This is a genomic window from Kribbella sp. NPDC005582, assembly GCF_040605415.1.
Taxonomy (GTDB): Bacteria; Actinomycetota; Actinomycetes; order Propionibacteriales; family Kribbellaceae; genus Kribbella.
On sequence record NZ_JBEXCU010000001.1, the window covers coordinates 1,058,327 to 1,077,033 of the forward strand.

The 18,707-nt window shown below is 66.8% G+C and carries 32 protein-coding genes and 1 pseudogene; 1 reads left to right on the forward strand and 32 read right to left on the reverse strand.

Annotated features, from left to right (window positions below):
* Positions 1–54: 54 nt before the first annotated feature.
* The 7 genes from rplQ to infA form a co-directional block, all read right to left on the reverse strand.
* A complete protein-coding gene (rplQ, locus tag ABZS29_RS05215) occupies positions 55–726 on the reverse strand; it encodes a 50S ribosomal protein L17 (RefSeq protein ID WP_355458748.1) in 672 nt (223 codons plus the stop codon).
* Between the two features lie 48 nt (positions 727–774).
* Positions 775–1,800, reverse strand: a complete 1,026-nt coding sequence (locus tag ABZS29_RS05220; RefSeq protein WP_355458750.1) for a DNA-directed RNA polymerase subunit alpha — start codon at positions 1,798–1,800, stop codon at positions 775–777.
* Positions 1,801–1,902: 102 nt separating this feature from the next.
* Positions 1,903–2,511: a 30S ribosomal protein S4 gene (rpsD, locus tag ABZS29_RS05225; RefSeq protein ID WP_355458752.1), complete on the reverse strand. Its 609-nt coding sequence runs from the start codon at positions 2,509–2,511 to the stop codon at positions 1,903–1,905.
* Positions 2,512–2,536: 25 nt separating this feature from the next.
* Positions 2,537–2,944, reverse strand: a complete 408-nt coding sequence (gene rpsK, locus ABZS29_RS05230; protein WP_012923659.1) for a 30S ribosomal protein S11 — start codon at positions 2,942–2,944, stop codon at positions 2,537–2,539.
* Between the two features lie 38 nt (positions 2,945–2,982).
* Positions 2,983–3,354 carry a 30S ribosomal protein S13 gene (gene rpsM / locus ABZS29_RS05235; RefSeq protein WP_132402604.1) on the reverse strand — a complete coding sequence of 124 codons (372 nt, stop codon included), beginning with the start codon at positions 3,352–3,354 and terminating at the stop codon, positions 2,983–2,985.
* Between the two features lie 187 nt (positions 3,355–3,541).
* On the reverse strand, positions 3,542–3,655 hold the full coding sequence (rpmJ, locus tag ABZS29_RS05240; protein WP_008361054.1) for a 50S ribosomal protein L36: 114 nt from the start codon (positions 3,653–3,655) through the stop codon (positions 3,542–3,544).
* 35 nt (positions 3,656–3,690) lie between these two features.
* Positions 3,691–3,912, reverse strand: coding sequence for a translation initiation factor IF-1 (infA, locus tag ABZS29_RS05245; protein WP_012923661.1), 222 nt, complete (start codon positions 3,910–3,912; stop codon positions 3,691–3,693).
* 180 nt (positions 3,913–4,092) lie between these two features.
* Here infA and ABZS29_RS05250 point away from each other — a divergent pair, with 180 nt between their 5' ends.
* A complete protein-coding gene (locus ABZS29_RS05250) occupies positions 4,093–4,944 on the forward strand; it encodes an NAD(P)-binding domain-containing protein (RefSeq protein ID WP_355458755.1) in 852 nt (283 codons plus the stop codon).
* Here the strand turns inward: ABZS29_RS05250 and ABZS29_RS05255 are convergent.
* The 25 genes and pseudogenes from ABZS29_RS05255 to rplC all read right to left on the reverse strand — a co-directional run bounded on the left by ABZS29_RS05255 (position 4,928) and on the right by rplC (position 18,704).
* Entirely contained in the window at positions 4,928–5,710 is a 783-nt protein-coding gene (locus tag ABZS29_RS05255; protein ID WP_355458757.1) for a hypothetical protein, read from the reverse strand. The two genes, ABZS29_RS05250 and ABZS29_RS05255, sit on opposite strands and share 17 nt — an antisense overlap.
* Positions 5,707–6,153, reverse strand: a complete 447-nt coding sequence (locus ABZS29_RS05260) for a DUF1707 domain-containing protein (RefSeq protein WP_355458759.1) — start codon at positions 6,151–6,153, stop codon at positions 5,707–5,709. Before ABZS29_RS05260 ends, ABZS29_RS05255 begins: the two co-directional genes overlap by 4 nt.
* Positions 6,154–6,232: 79 nt before the next feature.
* Positions 6,233–7,057: a type I methionyl aminopeptidase gene (gene map, locus ABZS29_RS05265; protein ID WP_355458761.1), complete on the reverse strand. Its 825-nt coding sequence runs from the start codon at positions 7,055–7,057 to the stop codon at positions 6,233–6,235.
* A gap of 14 nt (positions 7,058–7,071) precedes the next feature.
* Entirely contained in the window at positions 7,072–7,644 is a 573-nt protein-coding gene (locus tag ABZS29_RS05270) for an adenylate kinase (protein WP_355458763.1), read from the reverse strand.
* Complete coding sequence (gene secY, locus ABZS29_RS05275; protein ID WP_355458765.1) at positions 7,644–8,945, reverse strand: preprotein translocase subunit SecY; 1,302 nt, start codon at positions 8,943–8,945, stop codon at positions 7,644–7,646. The genes ABZS29_RS05270 and secY overlap by 1 nt, the downstream gene beginning before the upstream one ends.
* 135 nt (positions 8,946–9,080) lie before the next feature.
* Positions 9,081–9,521 carry a 50S ribosomal protein L15 gene (rplO, locus tag ABZS29_RS05280; protein ID WP_355458767.1) on the reverse strand — a complete coding sequence of 147 codons (441 nt, stop codon included), beginning with the start codon at positions 9,519–9,521 and terminating at the stop codon, positions 9,081–9,083.
* A gap of 1 nt (position 9,522) precedes the next feature.
* Positions 9,523–9,705: a 50S ribosomal protein L30 gene (gene rpmD / locus ABZS29_RS05285; RefSeq protein WP_355458768.1), complete on the reverse strand. Its 183-nt coding sequence runs from the start codon at positions 9,703–9,705 to the stop codon at positions 9,523–9,525.
* The gene (gene rpsE / locus ABZS29_RS05290; protein ID WP_344144617.1) at positions 9,705–10,304 is read right to left on the reverse strand and encodes a 30S ribosomal protein S5; all 600 of its coding nucleotides are present in this window, start codon (positions 10,302–10,304) and stop codon (positions 9,705–9,707) included. The genes rpmD and rpsE overlap by 1 nt, the downstream gene beginning before the upstream one ends.
* Positions 10,305–10,335: 31 nt before the next feature.
* Positions 10,336–10,719 carry a 50S ribosomal protein L18 gene (rplR, locus tag ABZS29_RS05295; protein ID WP_355458770.1) on the reverse strand — a complete coding sequence of 128 codons (384 nt, stop codon included), beginning with the start codon at positions 10,717–10,719 and terminating at the stop codon, positions 10,336–10,338.
* A gap of 3 nt (positions 10,720–10,722) precedes the next feature.
* On the reverse strand, positions 10,723–11,265 hold the full coding sequence (gene rplF, locus ABZS29_RS05300) for a 50S ribosomal protein L6 (protein WP_355458772.1): 543 nt from the start codon (positions 11,263–11,265) through the stop codon (positions 10,723–10,725).
* A gap of 27 nt (positions 11,266–11,292) precedes the next feature.
* Positions 11,293–11,700, reverse strand: a complete 408-nt coding sequence (rpsH, locus tag ABZS29_RS05305) for a 30S ribosomal protein S8 (RefSeq protein ID WP_132402631.1) — start codon at positions 11,698–11,700, stop codon at positions 11,293–11,295.
* A gap of 91 nt (positions 11,701–11,791) precedes the next feature.
* A complete protein-coding gene (locus ABZS29_RS05310) occupies positions 11,792–11,977 on the reverse strand; it encodes a type Z 30S ribosomal protein S14 (protein WP_132167346.1) in 186 nt (61 codons plus the stop codon).
* A gap of 1 nt (position 11,978) precedes the next feature.
* Entirely contained in the window at positions 11,979–12,548 is a 570-nt protein-coding gene (rplE, locus tag ABZS29_RS05315; protein ID WP_355458774.1) for a 50S ribosomal protein L5, read from the reverse strand.
* Positions 12,548–12,937, reverse strand: a complete 390-nt coding sequence (rplX, locus tag ABZS29_RS05320; RefSeq protein WP_355458776.1) for a 50S ribosomal protein L24 — start codon at positions 12,935–12,937, stop codon at positions 12,548–12,550. The genes rplE and rplX overlap by 1 nt, the downstream gene beginning before the upstream one ends.
* Before the next feature lies 1 nt (position 12,938).
* Complete coding sequence (gene rplN / locus ABZS29_RS05325) at positions 12,939–13,307, reverse strand: 50S ribosomal protein L14 (protein ID WP_077019238.1); 369 nt, start codon at positions 13,305–13,307, stop codon at positions 12,939–12,941.
* Between the two features lie 100 nt (positions 13,308–13,407).
* The gene (gene rpsQ, locus ABZS29_RS05330; RefSeq protein ID WP_171674850.1) at positions 13,408–13,701 is read right to left on the reverse strand and encodes a 30S ribosomal protein S17; all 294 of its coding nucleotides are present in this window, start codon (positions 13,699–13,701) and stop codon (positions 13,408–13,410) included.
* Positions 13,698–13,988, reverse strand: coding sequence for a 50S ribosomal protein L29 (gene rpmC, locus ABZS29_RS05335; protein WP_355458779.1), 291 nt, complete (start codon positions 13,986–13,988; stop codon positions 13,698–13,700). Before rpmC ends, rpsQ begins: the two co-directional genes overlap by 4 nt.
* Complete coding sequence (rplP, locus tag ABZS29_RS05340) at positions 13,988–14,407, reverse strand: 50S ribosomal protein L16 (protein WP_355458781.1); 420 nt, start codon at positions 14,405–14,407, stop codon at positions 13,988–13,990. The genes rpmC and rplP overlap by 1 nt, the downstream gene beginning before the upstream one ends.
* 3 nt (positions 14,408–14,410) lie before the next feature.
* Positions 14,411–15,268 carry a 30S ribosomal protein S3 gene (rpsC, locus tag ABZS29_RS05345; RefSeq protein ID WP_355458782.1) on the reverse strand — a complete coding sequence of 286 codons (858 nt, stop codon included), beginning with the start codon at positions 15,266–15,268 and terminating at the stop codon, positions 14,411–14,413.
* A gap of 214 nt (positions 15,269–15,482) precedes the next feature.
* Positions 15,483–15,869: pseudogene (gene rplV, locus ABZS29_RS05350) on the reverse strand (50S ribosomal protein L22); the annotation flags it as partial.
* A gap of 51 nt (positions 15,870–15,920) precedes the next feature.
* Positions 15,921–16,202, reverse strand: coding sequence for a 30S ribosomal protein S19 (gene rpsS, locus ABZS29_RS05355; RefSeq protein WP_130441496.1), 282 nt, complete (start codon positions 16,200–16,202; stop codon positions 15,921–15,923).
* Positions 16,203–16,217: 15 nt separating this feature from the next.
* Entirely contained in the window at positions 16,218–17,051 is an 834-nt protein-coding gene (rplB, locus tag ABZS29_RS05360) for a 50S ribosomal protein L2 (protein WP_355458784.1), read from the reverse strand.
* On the reverse strand, positions 17,051–17,356 hold the full coding sequence (gene rplW / locus ABZS29_RS05365; RefSeq protein ID WP_329003464.1) for a 50S ribosomal protein L23: 306 nt from the start codon (positions 17,354–17,356) through the stop codon (positions 17,051–17,053). Before rplW ends, rplB begins: the two co-directional genes overlap by 1 nt.
* Positions 17,353–18,048, reverse strand: a complete 696-nt coding sequence (gene rplD, locus ABZS29_RS05370) for a 50S ribosomal protein L4 (protein WP_355458785.1) — start codon at positions 18,046–18,048, stop codon at positions 17,353–17,355. The genes rplW and rplD overlap by 4 nt, the downstream gene beginning before the upstream one ends.
* Complete coding sequence (rplC, locus tag ABZS29_RS05375; protein WP_355458787.1) at positions 18,045–18,704, reverse strand: 50S ribosomal protein L3; 660 nt, start codon at positions 18,702–18,704, stop codon at positions 18,045–18,047. Before rplC ends, rplD begins: the two co-directional genes overlap by 4 nt.
* Positions 18,705–18,707: the final 3 nt, after the last annotated feature.

Here is an 18,707-nt window from a genome sequence, read left to right on the forward strand (position 1 = left end):
ACGCAGACAGCGCCCCTCACCGTGAAGTGAGGGGCGCTGCCGTGGTGCTGAGACTTACTTGTCGTCCTCGGTCTCGCCGGCCTTGGCGAAGCCCGCGGCGACGGCGTCGTCCTCGGTCTTGAACCAGACCTCGGCGACCGTCTGGTCGTACCAGGGCGACTCGGTGGTGTGGTACTTCATCGAGTTCTCGTTGCCCTTGATGGTGAAGCCCTCCGGCGCCGAGCCGTCGGCCAGCGGAGCGGCCGAGTTCTCGAACTTGCCGGCCTCGACGTCCTGGACCTCGGTCTCGACGACCTTGTCCTCGACCTTCGGCTCCGCCTTCTTGGCCGGGGCCTTCTTCGCGGTCTTCTTGGCCTTCGAGGACTCCGACAGCGCCTCGACGAGCTCGATCTTCACCATCGGCGCGTTGTCACCCTTGCGCGGGCCGAGCTTGATGATGCGGGTGTAGCCACCCGGACGGTCGGCGTACCGCTCGCCGATCTCGGTGAAGAGCACGTGCACGACGCTCTTGTCCCGGATCCGCTTCATCACCTGGCGGCGGGAGTTCAGGTCACCACGCTTCGCCTTGGTGATCATCGACTCGGCCAGCGGCTGCAGGCGCTTGGCCTTGGCCGCGGTGGTGGTGATGGCGCCGTGCTCGAACAGCGACGTCGCGAGGTTGCTGAGGATCAGCTTCTCGTGCGCCGGGCTGCCGCCCAGCCGGGCACCCTTGGTGGGGGTAGGCATCTCTTACTCCAGAGGGATTCAGGCCCGAAAGCAGGCCCGGGGTGGGTGTCAGTACTGCTCGGTCTCGGCGAAGCTCTCGTCGTCGTCCTCGGACTCCGTGCCGTAGGCCTCGGCGGCCGCACGCAGGTCGAAGCCGGGAGGCGAGTCCTTCAGCGACAGGCCCATCTCGGCCAGCTTCAGCTTGACCTCGTCGATCGACTTGGAGCCGAAGTTCCGGATGTCCAGCAGGTCCTGCTCGCTGCGCGAGATCAGCTCACCCACGGTGTGGATGCCCTCACGCTTGAGGCAGTTGTACGACCGGACGGTCAGCTGCAGGTCCTCGACCGGCAGCGCCAGGTCGGCGGCCATCTGCTCGTCCACCGGGGACGGGCCGATGTCGATGCCCTCGGCCTCGACGTTCAGCTCGCGGGCCAGACCGAACAGCTCGACCAGCGTCTTACCGGCCGACGCGACGGCGTCGCGGGGCAGCATCGACGGCTTGGTCTCGACGTCGACCACGAGGCGGTCGAAGTCGGTGCGCTGCTCGACACGGGTCGCCTCGACCTTGTAGGTGACCTTGAGGACCGGGGAGTAGATCGAGTCGACCGGCATCCGGCCGATCTCGGCGTCCGCGGACTTGTTCTGGATCGCGGACACGTAACCGCGGCCACGCTCGACGACCAGCTCCATCTCGAGCCGGCCCTTCTCGTTCAGCGTCGCGAGCTTCAGGTCCGGGTTGTGCACCTCGACACCGGCCGGCGGCGCGATGTCGGCGGCGGTGACGTCACCGGGGCCCTGCTTGCGCAGGTACATGGTGACGGGCTCGTCGTGCTCGGAGGAGACGACCAGGTCCTTGAGGTTCAGGATCATCTGGGTGGCGTCTTCCTTGACCCCGGCCACGGTGGAGAACTCGTGGAGGACCCCGTCGACCTTGATGCTGGTGACGGCGGCACCGGGAATGGACGACAGCAGGGTCCGGCGGATCGAGTTACCGAGGGTGTAGCCGAAACCCGGCTCCAACGGCTCGATGACGAACCGGGAACGGTGCTCGTCGACGACCTCTTCGGTCAGGGTGGGGCGCTGTGCAATAAGCAACTTCGTGTTCCTTCGCTGTTCGCGACGACCACTATTTGAGGCCGCGAGAGGGTGAAGAACACCGAATCCGGCCGGCGGCCTGAGCCACCGGCCGGAACCGGATCAGTTCTTCGAGTAGAGCTCGACGATCAGGTGCTCGGAGACCTGGGTGTCGATCTGCTGCCGGGTCGGCAGCTGGTGCACGAGGATCCGCAGACGCTCCGGCATCACCTCGAGCCAGGCCGGAACCACACGCTCGGCGTGCGTCTCCCGGGCGATGATGAACGGCGTCGTCTCGGCGGACTTGGCCTTGACATCGATGATGTCGTGGGCCGCCACCCGGTACGACGGGATGTTCACCTTGATGCCGTTCACCGTGAAGTGACCGTGCGTCACGAGCTGACGGGCCTGCCGACGCGTCCGGGCCAGGCCCGAGCGGTAGACCACGTTGTCGAGACGGGACTCCAGGATGATCAGCAGGTTGTCACCGGTCTTGCCGGAGCGCCGCGAGGCCTCCTCGTAGTACCGGCGGAACTGCTTCTCCAGAACGCCGTACGAGAAGCGGGCCTTCTGCTTCTCACGGAGCTGGAGCAGGTACTCGCTCTCCTTCGGACGGCCGCGGCCGTGCATACCCGGGGGGTACGGACGACGCTCGAACGCCTTGTCGCCACCGACGAGGTCGACCCCGAGACGGCGCGACTTCTTGGTCATGGGTCCGGTGTAACGGGCCATGGTTAGTTACCTGCCTCTCTCTGGATCAGACCCGGCGCCGCTTGGGAGGGCGGCAGCCGTTGTGTGCGGTCGGGGTGACGTCCTGGATGGTGCCGACCTCGAGGCCGACGGCACCCAGCGAACGGATCGCGGTCTCACGGCCGGAGCCGGGACCCTTCACGAACACGTCGATCTTGCGCATGCCGTGCTCCATCGCGCGGCGCCCAGCGGCCTCGGCGGCCATCTGCGCGGCGAACGGGGTGGACTTGCGCGAACCCTTGAAGCCGACGGTGCCCGCGGAAGCCCACGAGATGACCGCGCCGGTCGGGTCGGTGATCGTCACGATCGTGTTGTTGAACGTGCTCTTGATGTGCGCGTGGCCGGCGGCCACGTTCTTCTTCTCCTTGCGGCGCACCTTCTTCGCGCCGGCCGCGGTGCGGCTCTTGGGAGGCATAAGTCAGTTGCTCCTGGAAAGATCGAGGGTCATCCGGGTCACTTCTTCTTCTTGCCGGCGATCGCCTTCTTGCGACCCTTGCGGGTGCGGGCGTTCGTCTTGGTGCGCTGACCGCGAACCGGCAGACCACTACGGTGCCGGCGGCCCTGGTACGACCCGATCTCGATCTTGCGGCGGATGTCCGCGGTCACCTCACGGCGGAGGTCACCTTCGATCTGGTAGTTGCCTTCGATCCAGTCGCGAAGCTTGACCAGCTCCTCGTCGCCCAGCTCGTGGACGCGCTTGTCACCGGAGATCCCGGTGGCTTCGAGCGTCTTGAGGGCGCGGGTGCGGCCTACTCCGAAGATGTAGGTGAGTGCGACCTCGATGCGCTTGTCGCGCGGCAGGTCGACTCCTACGAGGCGTGCCATGTGGCGGTGTTCCTTTCGTCGGCAGAGGTGTGGTGGCGCGCCGCGTCCTTGCCCGCCTCGGTGACGGTCGTGCTCACCGGCAAGGCCCCGGCCTCTGTTCCGGGGGCAGCGTCCAGCGACGTTCTGATGCTGGACGAGCGTGCGCGCTGTGGTGCGAAAAGTGCCGTGTCCTGCTGAGAAGAGCTGGTCAGCCCTGCCGCTGCTTGTGCCGCGGGTTCTCGCAGATCACCATGACCCGGCCGTGACGGCGGATCACCTTGCACTTGTCGCAGATCTTCTTGACGCTCGGATTGACCTTCATCGAGCTTCTTTCTTCGACAGGTGTTGGTGGTCGTGTTACTTGTACCGATAGACGATGCGACCCCGGGTGAGGTCGTACGGCGACAGCTCCACGACGACCCGGTCCTCGGGGAGAATCCGGATGTAGTGCTGCCTCATCTTGCCGCTGATGTGCGCGAGCACTTTGTGCCCATTGGACAGCTCAACACGGAACATCGCGTTCGGCAGGGCCTCGACGATGGTGCCCTCGAGTTCGATAACTCCCTCTTTTTTGGGCATGTCCTCGCACTTCTGTAGACGTGACTGACTATGGCTCGAAAAGAGCCAACAACCGAGTGTACGTCAGTAGCACACCCGAAACCCAATCGGCCCCCAGTAGCCATACTTACCGAAAGGTTAGTACCCCACATTATAGTGGGTACTTGCCCGATCCGAAGGGCCGCCCGCAGGGTGGCTGACATGAAGACACCAGTCACCGTTCTCGGCCTCGGCACGATGGGAACCGCCCTCGCCCGGGCCTTCCTGAGCGCCGGCCATCCGACCACCGTCTGGAACCGCACTCCCGGCCGCTCCCCCGAACTCGACGTACTGGGTGCCGTCCGCGCGGTCACTGCGGCCGAGGCGGTCGCCGCCAGCCCGCTCGTGGTCGTCTGCCTGCTCGTGGACACCACTGTCCGCGACACCCTCGACGGCCTCGACCTCACGGGCAAGGTGGTCGTCAACCTCACCAACACCACGCCCGACCAGGCCCGCGGCCTGGAGGCCACCACGGCGGGCGCCGCCTACCTGGACGGCGGGATCATGGCCGTCCCCGCGATGATCGGGGGCCCGCACGCCTTCATCCTCTACAGCGGCGACGCCCAAGCCTTCGAGCAGCATCAGCCCGCACTCGCCGTACTGGCTCGTCCCGTGTACGTCGGCGCCGACGCCGGCCTGGCCGCTTTGTACGACATCGCGCTGCTCAGTGCCATGTACGGAATGTTCGGCGGCGCCCAGCATGCGCTGGCCCTGATGGGCAGCGCGCAGGTCCCCGCCGCCGAATTCACCGAACAGCTGCTGCTCCCCTGGCTGACCGCCATGCTGGGATCGGTACCGCGGATGGCGGCCGACCTCGAGAACCCGCCGGAGACCGGTTCGGCCGGATCCAACCTGGCCATGCAGGCAGCGGCGTACCACAACCTGATCGACACAGCAGAAGCCCAAGGCGTCGACCCGATGCTGCTGAGACCGATGGGCGAGCTGCTCCAGAAGGCCGTCGCCTCCGGTCACGGCGACGAGGACCTGGCTGCCCTGATCAGGTTGATCGCGTAGCCGCCCACTGCTCGCCCTCACGCCACAACTGCTCAGGCATCAGGTCCAGCAGATCGCAGGCCGCATCGAGCTGGGCCAACGCCGTAGTGGTGTCCCGGTACGCCGGGAGGATCGCGACGAACCGGCGTCCCTCGCAGCTGAAGCCGAACGGGGCGACGCCGGCCAGCACCTCGACCGCACGGGGATGCAGCAGCGCCTGAGCGTGGTCCTCGCGGCCGTTGAAGAGGTCGTAGCGGGTTGGGAGACCCTCGATGTCCAGACGCAGCGGAAGCAGGCCTGCAGCCGCCACCGCCCCCAGCCCGGCCGGCAGCACCTGAAGTGGCGGCAACGGACGGTCGACCTGCAGATCAAGAAAGTCGAAACCGAGATTGCGGCGCCGGACGCGGTGCCGGAACTCACCGGCAACGAACTCCCGGCCGCGGTGCCGCCCGGTCGTCACCTCGGCGACCGAGGCCCGTGGATCCAGATCGAACGGCGGGAACGGCCAGCGCTCGAGCACCTCCGGCCCGGCGGCCGACATCCGCCAGCCGAGCTCGCGCGCTGCTCGCGCCCACGCTTTCTGCAGCCGTACGTCGGCCGCCCGCATCGCCAGCGTGAACACCACCAGCACCGCGAACCAGCCGAGCATGAACCAGCCCACCCACCGTGGTTCCACCAGCAGCCCGACGATCACCAGCGGTACGGCGACCGCGAACCAGATCACGTAGACGAGCGCGGATCCCTGCCGTAGTTGCCAGGTGAGCGCGGGCCGGAGCTGCCGGCTCAACGGCGCTTTCCGAGATTGCCCAGGGCGATGAAGGCCCACGGAATCATCAGCCACACCGGCCAGAAGTGCGGCCAGTGCCCGCTCGAAACCCCGATCACGAACCAGATCACCACATTGATCGCGACGATGCCGGTGAAGCCGCCGCCGAGCGCCAGCAGCCCGTTGTTGCGCCGCGGCTGCACTTCCTTGGTCGGGAACTCACCCGGTGCCGGCGCGGGCTTCTGGTCCTGAACGACGGCAGGAGTCTGGTACGTCTTCGTCGGCGGCAGGTCGCGCACCAGCGGCTCGAGCTCGCCGTACGTCTGAACCTCGTACAACTGATCGAGACGCGACGAGAACTCGGGCTGATCCAGCCGGCCGTCGGCGAACGCGTCCCGCAACCGGCCGGCGATCTTTTCCCGGTCGGCTTCGGTGAATCGCTGATGCGGCTGGTACTGAGGCATGTCTCAAGTGTGCCTCAGCACGGGACCGCGCGCGTCCCCCGATGGACGGACGCCGCAGGTCGTCGTACCGGCTGACGGGTCAGTCGGCCAAAGCGCCGCAGGTGACGCCGAGCTCGGCCAGCTTGGCCGCGCCACCGTCGAGAGCGGTCAGCACCCACGGACCCTGCGGAGTGAGAGTGAACGTGTGCTCGGTGTGAGCGGCCGCGCGACCGTCGTCGGTCACCACGGTCCAGTCGTCGTCGAGCGTGTGGTTGTCCTGCTTGCCCAGCGTCAGCATCGGCTCGACCGCCAGGGCGAGGCCCTCGACCAGCTTCGGGCCGCGGCCCGGCTTGCCGAAGTTCGGCACGTTCGGCGGCTGGTGCATCGCCGAACCGATCCCGTGCCCGACGAAGTCCTCGACGATCCCGTACGACGAGTTGGCGCGCACATGCGCCTCGACCGCCGCGGAGATGTCGGTCAGCCGGCCACCGAGCTTCGCGGCCGCGAAGCCGCGCCACATCGACTCCTCGCAGATCCGGGCCAGCTCGAGCAGGTCGTCGCCGACCGTGCCGACCGGCACCGTGATCGCGGCGTCGCCGTGCCACCCGTTGACGATCGCACCGCAGTCGATCGAGATCAGGTCGCCCTCGGCCAGCACCCGCTCACCGGGGATGCCGTGCACGATCTCGTCGTTCACCGAGGCGCAGATCGAGCCGGTGAAGCCGTGGTAGCCCTTGAACGACGGCGTCGCGCCGGAGGACCGGATGTTGTCCTCGGCGATCGCGTCGAGCTCACCGGTGCTGATCCCGGGCTTGACCGCGTCCCGGAGCAGCTCCAGCGTGCGGCCGACCACCAGGCCGGCCGCTCGCATGGCGAGGATCTGTTCGCGGGTCTTGATCTCGATCCCGCGGTCCTTGAAGATCACAGCGTTCTTCTCTGCTAGTCGGTCAGCGACTTGAGGGCCGCGATCACGCGCTCGCTGACCTCGTCGATCTCGCCGACGCCGTCCACCTCGACCAGCAGCCCGCGCTGACCGTAAACGGCCAGCAGCGGCTTGGTCTCGGCGGTGTACACGTCCTGACGGTGCCGGATGACCTCTTCGGAGTCGTCCGAGCGGCCGTCGGTGTGGGCGCGCTTGGTCATCCGGTCCACCAGGACGTCGATGTCGGCGACCAGCGCCACCACCGCGTCCAGCTTGTGGCCGTGCTCGGCCAGGATGCCGTCCAGCGTGCCCACCTGGGCGAGCGTGCGCGGGTACCCGTCGAGCAGGAACCCGTCCCCGGCGTCGGCCTCCGACAGCCGGTCGCGCACCATCGCGTTGGTGACCTCGTCGGGAACGTAGTCCCCGGCGTCCATGAAGCGCTTGGCCTCGAGCCCGAGCGGCGTCTCGTCCTTCACGTTCGCTCGGAAGATGTCGCCGGTGGACACGGCCGGGATATTCAGGCGTTCCGCAAGCACCTTTGCCTGCGTGCCCTTGCCCGCCCCGGGCGGACCCATCAGCAACAGTCTCATCAGCGCAAGAACCCTTCGTAGTTGCGTTGCTGCAGCTGAGACTCGATCTGCTTCACCGTGTCCAGGCCCACGCCGACCATGATCAGGATCGACGTACCACCGAACGGGAAGTTCTGGTTCGCACCGGCCAGGACCAGGGCGATCAGCGGAATCAGCGACAGCACGGCCAGGTAGATGGCACCCGGCAGAGTGATGCGGTTCAGCACGTAGCCCAGGTATTCCTCGGTCGGCCGGCCGGCCCGGATACCCGGGATGAAGCCGCCGTACTTCTTCATGTTGTCCGCGACTTCCTTCGGGTTGAAGGTGATCGAGACGTAGAAGTAGGTGAAGAACAGGATCAGGGCGACGTACGTAGCCATGTAGATCGGGTGGTCGCCCTTGACCAGGTTTCCTTGGATCCAGATCGCCCATTTCTTGTCCGCCTGGAACTGACTGACGAGAACTGGGAGGTACAGCAGACTGGAGGCGAAGATGACCGGGATGACACCGGCCTGGTTCACCTTCAGCGGAATGTAGGTGGAGGTCCCGCCGAACATCTTCCGGCCGACCATCCGCTTGGCGTACTGCACCGGGATCCGGCGCTGCGCCTGTTCGATGAAGATGACCGCGGCCATGATCACCAGACCGACCGCGAGCACGATGAAGAAGGTCGCGAAGCCCTTCTGCTTGCGGATGCTCCACAGGTTGGTCGGGAAGGTCGCCACGATCTGGGTGAAGATCAGGATCGACATACCGTTACCGACACCACGGTCGGTGATCAGCTCGCCGAGCCACATGATCACGCCGGTACCGGCGGTCATGGTCAGCACCATGACGGTGACGTGGAACCAGTCGTCCTTGTACAGCAGCGGCTCGGTGCAGCCCTGGAACAGCCGCCCCGGGGTCCGGGCGAGCGCCACGAACGCGGTCGACTGCAGGATCGCCAGACCGACGGTCAGGAACCGGGTGTACTGGGTGATCTTCGCCTGACCCGCCTGGCCCTCCTTCTTCAGCGACTCCAGCCGCGGGATCACCACGGTGAGCAGCTGCAGGATGATGCTGGCGGTGATGTACGGCATGATGCCCAGCGCGAAGATCGCGAGCTGGAGCAGTGCGCCGCCGGAGAACAGGTTGATCAAGTTGTACAGATTGGCGTTCGCGCCAGTCTGGGTTCCCTTGATACACGTGTGCAGCGACTGGACGTTCACGCCGGGGGCCGGCACGACGGAGCCGATCCGGAAGATCACGACGATGAAGAGCACGAACAAGATCTTCCGGCGCAGGTCCGGAGTCTTGAACGCGTTGGCAAAGGCGCCTAACACCCTGTCCTCCCACATGTTTCCTCTGCCCCGGGCAGGGCAAGGGTCTGGCATAGCAGCCGGGCAAGAGACGAACCAGGGCCCGTCCGACCGGTGCAGAGTATCAAGCACCGGGCGTTACGAGCCCTGGACCGCATGTCACACCTCGGTGGTGGTCCCCCCGGCGGCCTGGATCTTCTCCAGAGCCGACTTCGAGAACTTGTGCGCCGAGACCTGCAGAGCGACGGTCAGTTCGCCGTCACCCAGCACCTTCACCGGCTGACCACGACGGACCGCGCCCTTGGCGACCAGTTCGGCTACGCCGACCTCGCCACCTTCGGGGAACAGTTGTCCGAGCTTGTCCAGGTTAACGACCTGGAACTCCACTCGGTTCCTGCTCTTGAAGCCCTTCAGCTTCGGGAGCCGCATGTGCTGCGGCATCTGGCCACCCTCGAAGTACTCGGGGATGTTGTTACGGGCCTTGCTGCCCTTGGTACCGCGACCGGCGGTCTTGCCCTTGCTGCCCTCACCGCGACCCACGCGGGTCTTGGCGGTCTTGGCACCGGGCGCCGGGCGCAGGTGATGAACCTTCAGCGCCATGTCAGTCGACCTCCTCGACGGTGATGAGGTGGCGAACCGTGCGGACCATGCCACGCACCTCGGGACGGTCCTCGTGGACGGCGCTGTCGCCGATCCGCTTGACGCCCAGGGTCCGCAGCGTGTCGCGCTGGTTCTGCTTGCCACCGATGCCCGAACGGATCTGCGTGACCTTCAAGCGTGCCATCAGGAAGCCACCTCCGCCCGCGCCTTCAGCAGCGCTGCCGGAGCGACGTGCTCGACCGGCAGGCCACGGCGCGCGGCCACGGCCTCCGGGGTCTCCAGGGCCTGCAGCGCGGCCACCGTGGCGTGCACCACGTTGATCGCGTTGGAGGAACCCAGCGACTTGCTGAGGATGTCGTGAATGCCGGCGCACTCCAGTACGGCGCGTGCCGAGCCACCCGCGATCACACCGGTACCGGGAGCGGCCGGACGCAGCATGACAACGCCTGCGGCCTTCTCGCCCTGGACCGGGTGCGGGATGGTGCCCTGAATACGCGGCACCTTGAAGAATGCCTTCTTGGCCTCCTCGACGCCCTTGGCGATCGCCGCGGGCACCTCCTTGGCCTTGCCGTAACCCACACCGACGGTGCCTTCGCCGTCGCCGACGACCACGAGGGCGGTGAAGCTGAAGCGACGACCACCCTTCACGACCTTGGCAACACGGTTGATGGCAACCACGCGCTCGATGTAGGCGGTCTTGTCAGCTGCCGCACCACGACCACCGTCGCGGCCACGGCGCTCACCACCGGCGCCGCCTCCGCGACGCTGCTGGCCTCCGCTCATTTCGAACTACCTTCTTCCTTGTGTGTCGCCATCAGAAGCCGAGCCCGTTCTCACGGGCGGCGTCGGCCAGTGCCGCGATCCGGCCGTGGTACTTGTTGCCGGCCCGGTCGAAGACGACCGAGTCGATGCCCGCGGCCTTGGCCCGGTCGGCGATGAGGCCGCCGACGGTCTTGGCCTTGTCCGTCTTGTTGTCCGTCGCGCCGCGCAGGTCGGCCTCCATGGTGGAGGCGGAGACCAGCGTCTTGCCGGCCACGTCGTCGATGACCTGAACGAACAGGTGCTTCGACGACTTGGTGACCACCAGGCGCGGGCGGTCCGGGGTTCCGTTGATCTTCTTCCGGACCCGGATCTGGCGACGCAGTCGCGACGCCGTCTTCTTGGCGGAGTGCTTGTTGTGACGCAGTCCGATCGCCATGGGTTACTTACCAGCCTTTCCGACCTTGCGGCGGACCTGCTCGCCGGCGTACCGCACACCCTTGCCCTTGTAGGGCTCGGGCTTGCGCAGCTTGCGGATGTTGGCAGCGACCTCGCCGACCGACTGCTTGTCGATCCCGATCACCGAGAAACGGGTCGGGGCCTCGACGTTGAACGTGATGCCCTCGGGTGCGTCCACGGTGATCGTGTGGCTGTACCCGAGCGAGAACTCCAGCTGGGTCGGTCCCTTGGCCAGGACGCGGTACCCGACGCCGACGATCTCGAGCTTCTTCTCGTAGCCGTCCGTCACGCCGGTCACCAGGTTGGCGATCAGGGTGCGGGAGAGGCCGTGCAGTTCCTTGCTCTTGCGCTGCTCGTCCGGACGCGAGACGGCGATGGTGCCGTCCTCGTCGCGGGCGACCGCGATGGGCTCCGCAACAACGTGCGAGAGCTGACCCTTGGGACCCTTCACGGTGACCGTCTGGCCGTCGATCGTGACGTCGACGCCGGACGGGACCGTGATCGGGAGCTTACCGATGCGAGACATGAGAGTGGTCCTCCTTCCGGTTCTTCGTCACCAGACGTAGGCGAGGACTTCCCCGCCAACGCCCTTGTGCTTGGCCTGACGGTCGGTCAGCAGTCCCTGGGAGGTCGAGATGATCGCGACACCCAGGCCACCGAGGACCTTCGGCAGGTTGGTCGACTTCGCGTAGACCCGCAGGCCCGGCTTCGAGATCCGGCGAACGCCCGCGATGGACCGCTCCCGGGTCGGGCCGAACTTCAGGTCGACGATCAGGGTCTTGCCGACGGCGCCCTCTTTGGGCTCCTCGACCTTGTAGGAGGAGATGTAACCCTCCTGCTGGAGGATGTCGGCGATGCCCTGCTTGATCTTGCTGTACGGCATCGAGGTCGACTCGTGGTACGCCTGGTTGGCGTTGCGCAGACGCGTCAGCATGTCTGCGATCGGGTCGGTCATTGTCATGGCCTGGGGCCTCTTTCCCGCCGTGGTTTCGCCGTCCGGCGACCTACGGTGACTAGATGGTGAAGGGAGAAAAGATCTGGGGTGGAGACGGTCACCAGCTGGACTTGGTCACGCCGGGCAGCTCGCCCCGGTGCGCCATCTCCCGCAGGCAGATCCGGCAGAGGCCGAACTTGCGGAAGACCGCCTTCGGCCGGCCGCAGCGCTGGCAACGGGTGTAACCGCGCACCGCGAACTTCGGCGTCCGGGCCTGCTTGACCTTCAGTGCTGTCTTCGCCACGTCAGTTCTCCTTGAACGGGAAGCCGAGTGCCCGCAGCAGGGCCCGGCCCTCGTCGTCGTTCTTGGCGGTGGTCACCACGGTGATGTCCATGCCGCGGACCCGGTCGATGCGGTCCTGGTTGATCTCGTGGAACATCACCTGCTCGGTCAGACCGAAGGTGTAGTTCCCGGTGCCGTCGAACTGCTTCGGGGACAGACCGCGGAAGTCGCGGATCCGGGGCAGCGCGAGCGACAGCAGCCGGTCGAGGAACTCCCACATCCGGTCGCCGCGCAGCGTGACGTGCGCACCGATCGGCATGCCTTCGCGCAGCTTGAACTGGGCGATGGACTTGCGGGCCTTCGTCACCTGCGGCTTCTGGCCGGTGATCGCGGCCAGGTCCTTGACGGCGCCGTCGATCAGCTTGGAGTCACGGGCCGCCTCGCCGACGCCCATGTTCACCACGATCTTGGTCAGGCCGGGGACCTGCATCACGTTGGCGTAGCTGAACTCCTCGTTCAGCTTGCCGACGATCTCCTCGCGGTACTTCGTCTTCAGCCGGGGCAGAACCCGCTCGGTCGCTGTCTCGGTCATCAGATCTCCTCGCCGGTACGCCGCGCGATCCGGACGCTCCGGAAACCGGAGTACGTCGAACCGTCGGGGCGCCGCTTCTGCACCTCGACGCGGTTGTAACCGACGCGGGTGGTCACCTTCTGCTTCTTGCCGTCCTTCTCGACCTCGACCAGAAGCATCACGTTGGAGACGTGGATCGGGGCTTCCTGGGTGACGATGCCACCCGTGGTGCCGCCGCGCTGGGCCTGCTGCACCTTGGTGTGCTTCTTGACCCGGTTCACGCCCTCGACGATGACCTTCTCGGCATCCGGCAGGACCTGAATGATCTTGCCTTCGAGACCCTTGGACTTACCGGCGATCACGCGGACCTGATCGCCCTTCTTCACGTGCAACTTGCGCTGTGCAGCCATCTCAGAGCACCTCCGGTGCGAGCGAGATGATCTTCATGAAGCGCTTCTCGCGCAGCTCCCGGCCGACCGGCCCGAAGATACGGGTGCCGCGCGGCTCGCCATCGGCCTTGAGGATCACCGCGGCGTTCTCGTCGAACCGGATGTAGGAGCCGTCCGGACGCCGGCGCTCCTTCACGGTGCGAACGATGACGGCCTTGACGACGTCGCCCTTCTTGACGCCGCCACCCGGGATCGCGTCCTTGACGGTGGCGACGATCGTGTCACCGACACCGGCGTAGCGCCGACCGGAGCCACCGAGAACGCGGATGCAAAGAATTTCCTTTGCGCCCGTGTTGTCGGCGACCTTCAGTCGCGACTCCTGCTGGATCATCTGTTGATCTCCTGGTTGTCTCGCTGGTTCTCATTCACATGAGCCTTGCGGAACGAATAATTTCGATTGGTTGCCGGACCCGAAACGCAGGCCGGAACGCTTACTTGGCCTTCTCGAGGATCTCGACGACGCGCCAGCGCTTGGTCGCCGACAGCGGCCGGGTCTCCATCAGGAGGACCCGGTCGCCGATACCGGCGGCGTTCTGCTCGTCGTGTGCCTTGAGCTTGCTCGTGCGGCGGATGACCTTGCCGTAGAGCTTGTGCTTGACCCGGTCCTCGACCTCGACGGTGACGGTCTTGTCCATCTTGTCGCTCAGCACCAGACCCTCACGGGTCTTGCGGCTGGCGCGCTCGGGGGTCGTGCTCACGGTCTCGTCCTTCACGTTCTCGGTCATGCCTTGGCCTCGGCCTTCTCGGTGTCGTCCGCAGCGTCGGTCTCTTCGACCTCAGCTGCGGCAACCGGAGCGTCGACCTCTTCGGTGATGCCGAGCGCACGCTCGGTCAGCACCGTGTAGATGCGGGCGATGTCCTTACGGACGGCGCGCAGCCGGCCGTGCGACTCCAGCTGTCCGGTGGCAGCCTGGAACCGGAGGTTGAACAGCTCCTCCTTGGCTTCGGCGAGCTTGCTCAGCAGCTCGTCCCGGCCCAGGTTCCGCAGCTCGGCGGCGGTCAGGATAGCCATCAGTTCTCACCTGCCTCTCGGGTGATGAAGCGGCACTTCATCGGCAACTTGTGAATCGCGCGGCGCATGGCCTCGCGGGCGACGTCCTCCGGCACACCGGAGAGCTCGAACATCACGCGACCGGACTTCACGTTCGCGATCCACCACTCCGGCGAACCCTTACCGGAACCCATCCGGGTCTCGGCCGGCTTCTTGGTCAGCGGGCGGTCCGGGTAGATGTTGATCCAGACCTTTCCGCCACGCTTGATGTGCCGGGTCATCGCGATACGCGCGGACTCGATCTGCCGGTTGGTGACGTAGTGGCTTTCCAGCGCCTGGATGCCGAACTCACCGAACGCCAGCGTCGTACCGCCCTTGGCAGCGCCGGAGCGCTTCGGGTGGTGCTGCTTGCGGTGCTTGACCTTGCGGGGGATGAGCACGGTTCAGCTCTCCGTTCCGGTCGTCTCGGCGGGCTTGTCGGCCGCGGGAGCAGTCGCCTCGGCGACCGGAGCCGCGTTCCGCGCGTTGTCCCGGCCACCGCCGCTGTTGTTACGGCCACCACGGTCGCCGCCACGGTCACGGTCGCCACCACGGCCACCGCGGTCGTCGCGACGGGCGGGCCGACGCTGCTGGGTGGCGGCGCGGGCCGCGGCCTGCGCTTCGCGCTCGGCCCGGGAGCCGGCCACGTCACCCTTGTAGATCCAGACCTTCACGCCGATCCGGCCGAAGGTCGTGCGGGCCTCGTAGAAGCCGTAGTCGATGTCGGCGCGCAGCGTGTGCAGCGGCACCCGACCCTCGCGGTAGAACTCCGAGCGCGACATCTCCGCGCCACCGAGCCGGCCGGAGCACTGGATCCGGATGCCCAGGGCGCCGCCACGCATGGTGGTCTGCATCGCCTTGCGCATCGCGCGGCGGAACGCCACGCGGCCGGACAGCTGCTCGGCCACACCCTGTGCGACCAGCTGCGCGTCGACCTCGGCGTTCTTCACCTCGAGGATGTTCAGCTGCACCTGCTTGCCGGTGAGCTCCTCCAGGCTGCCCCGGATCCGGTCCGCCTCGGCGCCGCGGCGACCGATGACGATGCCCGGACGGGCAGTGTGGATGTCGACCCGAACCCGGTCACGGGTGCGCTCGATCTCCACACGGGAGATGCCGGCGCGCTCCATGCCCTTGCTCAGCAGCTTGCGGATCTTGACGTCCTCGCCGACGTAGTCCTTGTACAGCTTGTCGGCGTACCAACGGCTCTTGTGATCGGTGCTGATGCCGAGACGGAACCCGTGCGGGTTAACCTTCTGTCCCACGTCAGGACTCCTTCTTCTCAGCGGTGGCCTTCTTGGCTGCCGCCTTCTTGGCGGTGGCCTTCTTGGCCGGCTTGTCGGCTGCGTCCGACTTCTCGGCAGCCTTCTTCGCCGTCTTCTTGGCCGGGGCCTTCTTGGCAGTCGCTGCCGAGGCCTCGTCCGCCTTCTTGGCGGTCTTCTTGGCCGGCGCCTTCGCGACGGGCTCCTCGATGACGCGCGGCTGCACCACAACGGTGATGTGGCTGGTCCGCTTGTCGATCCGGGTGGCCCGACCCTGGGCGCGGGGGCGGTGACGCTTCAGCGTCGGTCCCTCGTCGACCAAGATCTTCGAGACGATCAGCTCGTCCCGGCTCAGGTGCTCGGTGCCCTCGGCGTTCGCCGCGGCGCTGTCGACGACCTTGTACACGGTCGCGGCAGCGGCCTGCGGGGCGAACTTCAGAGTGGCGAGTGCGTCGTCGACGCCCACACCGCGCACCAGATCGGCCACGCGACGCGCCTTCATCGGCGTCACGCGGACGAAGCGCGCGACCGCGAAGGCCCCGGGCTGCTCGCCCAGCAGGCTCTCGCGACGGGCACTGACGGCCCTACGCTCTTGAACGCTCATGATGTTCGAATCTCTCCGTAGGTTGCTTTCGCGTCGTCAACTGACCAGCGGTCAGCGACGCCGTGACTTCCGGTCGTCCTTCTCGTGACCCTTGAACGTCCGGGTCGGGGCGAACTCGCCGAGCTTGTGCCCGACCATCGCGTCCGTCACGAACACCGGCACGTGCTTGCGGCCGTCGTGCACCGCAATCGTGTGGCCGATCATGTCCGGCACGATCATCGATCGGCGGGACCAGGTCTTGATGACATTCTTGGTGCCCTTTTCGTTCTGCACCTCCACCTTCTTGGCCAGGTGGTGGTCGACGAACGGGCCCTTCTTCAAGCTGCGTGGCATTCTGGCCGGCTCCTATCAGCGCTTCTTGCCGGCCTTGCGGCGCCGGACGATCATGCGGTCGCTTTCCTTGCGGGTACGGGTACGGCCCTCGGGCTTGCCCCACGGGGACACCGGGTGACGTCCACCCGAGGTCTTACCCTCACCACCACCGTGCGGGTGGTCGACCGGGTTCATCGCGACACCACGGACGGTCGGGCGCTTGCCCTTCCAGCGCATCCGGCCGGCCTTGCCCCAGTTGATGTTCGACTGCTCGCCGTTGCCGACCTCACCGAGGGTGGCGCGGCAGCGAACGTCGACCATCCGGACCTCGCCGGACGGCATCCGCAGGGTTGCCATCCGGCCCTCCTTGGCGACCAGCTGAATGCTGGTACCGGCGGAGCGGCCCATCTTGGCGCCACCGCCCGGACGCAGCTCGACAGCGTGGATCGTGGAGCCGACCGGGATGTTGCGCAGCGGCAGGTTGTTGCCGATCTTGATGTCGGCGGCCGGGCCGTTCTCGACGACGGTGCCCTGCTTCAGGTTGGTCGGGGCGAGGATGTAGCGCTTCTCGCCGTCGACGTAGTGCAGCAGTGCGATCCGCGCGGTGCGGTTCGGGTCGTACTCGATGTGCGCGACCTTCGCCGGCACGCCGTCCTTGTCGTAGCGCTTGAAGTCGATCAGGCGGTACGCACGCTTGTGGCCGCCACCCTGGTGCCGAGTGGTGATCTTGCCGCTGTTGTTGCGGCCACCCTTCTTCGGCAGCGGGCGCAGCAGCGACTTCTCAGGGGTCGAACGGGTGAGCTCGACGAAGTCGGCCACGCTCGAGCCACGACGGCCCGGCGTTGTCGGCTTGTATTTGCGGATACCCATTACGACTGGCCTCCGAAGATATCGATGCGGTCGTCACCCTTGAGGGTCACGATCGCCCGCTTGGTGTCCGGGCGCTTGCCCCAGCCCGCACGCGTGCGGCGGCGCTTGCCCTTGCGGTTCAGCGTGTTGACGTCGTTCACCTTGACCTTGAACACCTTCTCGACCGCGAGCTTGATCTCGGTCTTGTTGGCGTCGGGAGCGACCTCGAACGTGTACTTCTGCTCGTCCAGCAGGCCGTAGCTCTTCTCGCTCACGACCGGCCGCAGCAGCACGTCCCGCGGGTCCTTGTTCACTCCGTGGCTCATGCTTCAACCTCCTGCTCGGCCTCGGTCGACGTTGCGACGGCCTTCACGGACTTACCTTTGGGTGCGCCGGCGACGAAGCTGTCCAGAGCGGCCAGGGTGAAAACCACCGAGTCGCTGCACAGCACGTCGTACGCGTTCAGCTGGTCGGCCGCGATCAGGTGCACGTGCTGCACGTTGCGCAGGCTCAGCCAGGTGCTGTCATCGGCGCGGTCCACGACGACCAGGGCCTTGCCCGGGTCGGTCACCTGGGCCAGCACGTTGAGTGCGCCCTTGGTGGACGGGGTCTCGCCGTCGAGGAAGCTCTCGACCACGAAGATCCGGCCGTCACGGGCCCGGTCCGACAGCGAACCGCGGAGCGCGGCGGCGATCATCTTCTTCGGGGTCCGCTGGCTGTAGTCACGCGGCGTGGGGCCGTGGACGACGCCACCACCGGTGAACTGCGGCGCGCGGGTCGAACCCTGACGGGCGCGACCGGTGCCCTTCTGGCGGTACGGCTTGGCGCCACCACCGGACACCTCGCCACGGCGCTTGACCTTGTGCGTGCCCTGACGGGCCGCGGCCAGCTGCGCCACCACGACCTGGTGGATCAGCGGGATGTTGACCTGGACGTCGAAGAGCTCGGCCGGAAGCTCGGCGGTGCCCTTCTTGGTGACCTTGTCGCCCTTGACGGCGAGAACGTCGACGGTGCTCACTTGGCAGCCCCCTTCGCGGCGTTGCGGATCAGCACGAGGCCGCCCTTGGGGCCGGGAACGGCGCCCTTGAGCAGGATCAGACCGCGGTCCGCGTCGATGGCGTGCACGGTGATGTTCTGCGTGGTGACCTGCTCGTGGCCCATCCGGCCCGCCATCTTCAGACCCTTGAAAACCCGGCCCGGGGTGGCGCAGCCGCCGATGGAACCCGGCGAGCGGTGCTTCTTGTGGACACCGTGGGTGGCGCGCAGACCGTGGAAGCCGTGCCGCTTCATCACACCGGCGAAACCCTTGCCCTTGCTGGTGGCGGAGACGTCGACCAGCTCGCCGGCCTCGAAGGCCTCGGCCTTGATCTCCTGGCCCAGCGTGTACTCGCTGGCGTCGGCGGTCCGCAGCTCGAGCAGGTGCCGCCGCGGCGTCACGCCGGCCTTGTCGAAGTGACCGCGCATGGGCTTGGTCACCTTGCGCGGGTCGATGTCGCCGAAGGCGATCTGGACGCCGTCGTAGCCGGCGTCGGCCGCGGTCCGGACCCCGGTGACGACACACGGGCCGGCCTGGATCACGGTGACGGGGACGACTCGGTTGTTCTCGTCCCAGGTCTGGGTCATGCCGAGCTTGGTGCCCAGCAGCCCTCGCGTGTTCTTAGTGGAAGTGCTCATCAG

What these genes read in the sequence shown, in the direction of transcription:
- rpsS (WP_130441496.1), bottom strand. Translation starts at nt 16,202, where the DNA reads ATGCCACGCAGCTTGAAGAAGGGCCCGTTCGTCGACCACCACCTGGCC.
- rplF (WP_355458772.1), bottom strand. Translation starts at nt 11,265, where the DNA reads ATGTCTCGCATCGGTAAGCTCCCGATCACGGTCCCGTCCGGCGTCGAC.
- rplW (WP_329003464.1), bottom strand. Translation starts at nt 17,356, where the DNA reads ATGAGCCACGGAGTGAACAAGGACCCGCGGGACGTGCTGCTGCGGCCG.
- rplO (WP_355458767.1), bottom strand. Translation starts at nt 9,521, where the DNA reads ATGGCGCTGAAGGTTCATCACCTGCGCCCGGCGCCCGGTGCCAAGACC.
- infA (WP_012923661.1), bottom strand. Translation starts at nt 3,912, where the DNA reads ATGCCCAAAAAAGAGGGAGTTATCGAACTCGAGGGCACCATCGTCGAG.
- rpsQ (WP_171674850.1), bottom strand. Translation starts at nt 13,701, where the DNA reads ATGACCGAGAACGTGAAGGACGAGACCGTGAGCACGACCCCCGAGCGC.
- rpmJ (WP_008361054.1), bottom strand. Translation starts at nt 3,655, where the DNA reads ATGAAGGTCAATCCGAGCGTCAAGAAGATCTGCGACAAGTGCAAGGTG.
- rpmD (WP_355458768.1), bottom strand. Translation starts at nt 9,705, where the DNA reads ATGGCACGCTTGAAGGTCACGCAGATCCGTTCGGGCATCGGTGGCAAG.
- rpsD (WP_355458752.1), bottom strand. Translation starts at nt 2,511, where the DNA reads ATGGCCCGTTACACCGGACCCATGACCAAGAAGTCGCGCCGTCTCGGG.
- ABZS29_RS05250 (WP_355458755.1), top strand. Translation starts at nt 4,093, where the DNA reads ATGAAGACACCAGTCACCGTTCTCGGCCTCGGCACGATGGGAACCGCC.
- rplE (WP_355458774.1), bottom strand. Translation starts at nt 12,548, where the DNA reads ATGACCGAGACAGCGACCGAGCGGGTTCTGCCCCGGCTGAAGACGAAG.
- rplQ (WP_355458748.1), bottom strand. Translation starts at nt 726, where the DNA reads ATGCCTACCCCCACCAAGGGTGCCCGGCTGGGCGGCAGCCCGGCGCAC.
- rplB (WP_355458784.1), bottom strand. Translation starts at nt 17,051, where the DNA reads ATGGGTATCCGCAAATACAAGCCGACAACGCCGGGCCGTCGTGGCTCG.
- rplR (WP_355458770.1), bottom strand. Translation starts at nt 10,719, where the DNA reads ATGGCGATCGGACTGCGTCACAACAAGCACTCCGCCAAGAAGACGGCG.
- ABZS29_RS05270 (WP_355458763.1), bottom strand. Translation starts at nt 7,644, where the DNA reads ATGAGACTGTTGCTGATGGGTCCGCCCGGGGCGGGCAAGGGCACGCAG.
- rpsH (WP_132402631.1), bottom strand. Translation starts at nt 11,700, where the DNA reads ATGACAATGACCGACCCGATCGCAGACATGCTGACGCGTCTGCGCAAC.
- rpsM (WP_132402604.1), bottom strand. Translation starts at nt 3,354, where the DNA reads ATGGCACGCCTCGTAGGAGTCGACCTGCCGCGCGACAAGCGCATCGAG.
- rpsE (WP_344144617.1), bottom strand. Translation starts at nt 10,304, where the DNA reads ATGAGCGGAGGCCAGCAGCGTCGCGGAGGCGGCGCCGGTGGTGAGCGC.
- rplX (WP_355458776.1), bottom strand. Translation starts at nt 12,937, where the DNA reads ATGGCTGCACAGCGCAAGTTGCACGTGAAGAAGGGCGATCAGGTCCGC.
- rplN (WP_077019238.1), bottom strand. Translation starts at nt 13,307, where the DNA reads ATGATCCAGCAGGAGTCGCGACTGAAGGTCGCCGACAACACGGGCGCA.
- rpsK (WP_012923659.1), bottom strand. Translation starts at nt 2,944, where the DNA reads ATGCCTCCCAAGAGCCGCACCGCGGCCGGCGCGAAGAAGGTGCGCCGC.
- rplC (WP_355458787.1), bottom strand. Translation starts at nt 18,704, where the DNA reads ATGAGCACTTCCACTAAGAACACGCGAGGGCTGCTGGGCACCAAGCTC.
- ABZS29_RS05260 (WP_355458759.1), bottom strand. Translation starts at nt 6,153, where the DNA reads ATGCCTCAGTACCAGCCGCATCAGCGATTCACCGAAGCCGACCGGGAA.
- rpmC (WP_355458779.1), bottom strand. Translation starts at nt 13,988, where the DNA reads ATGGCTATCCTGACCGCCGCCGAGCTGCGGAACCTGGGCCGGGACGAG.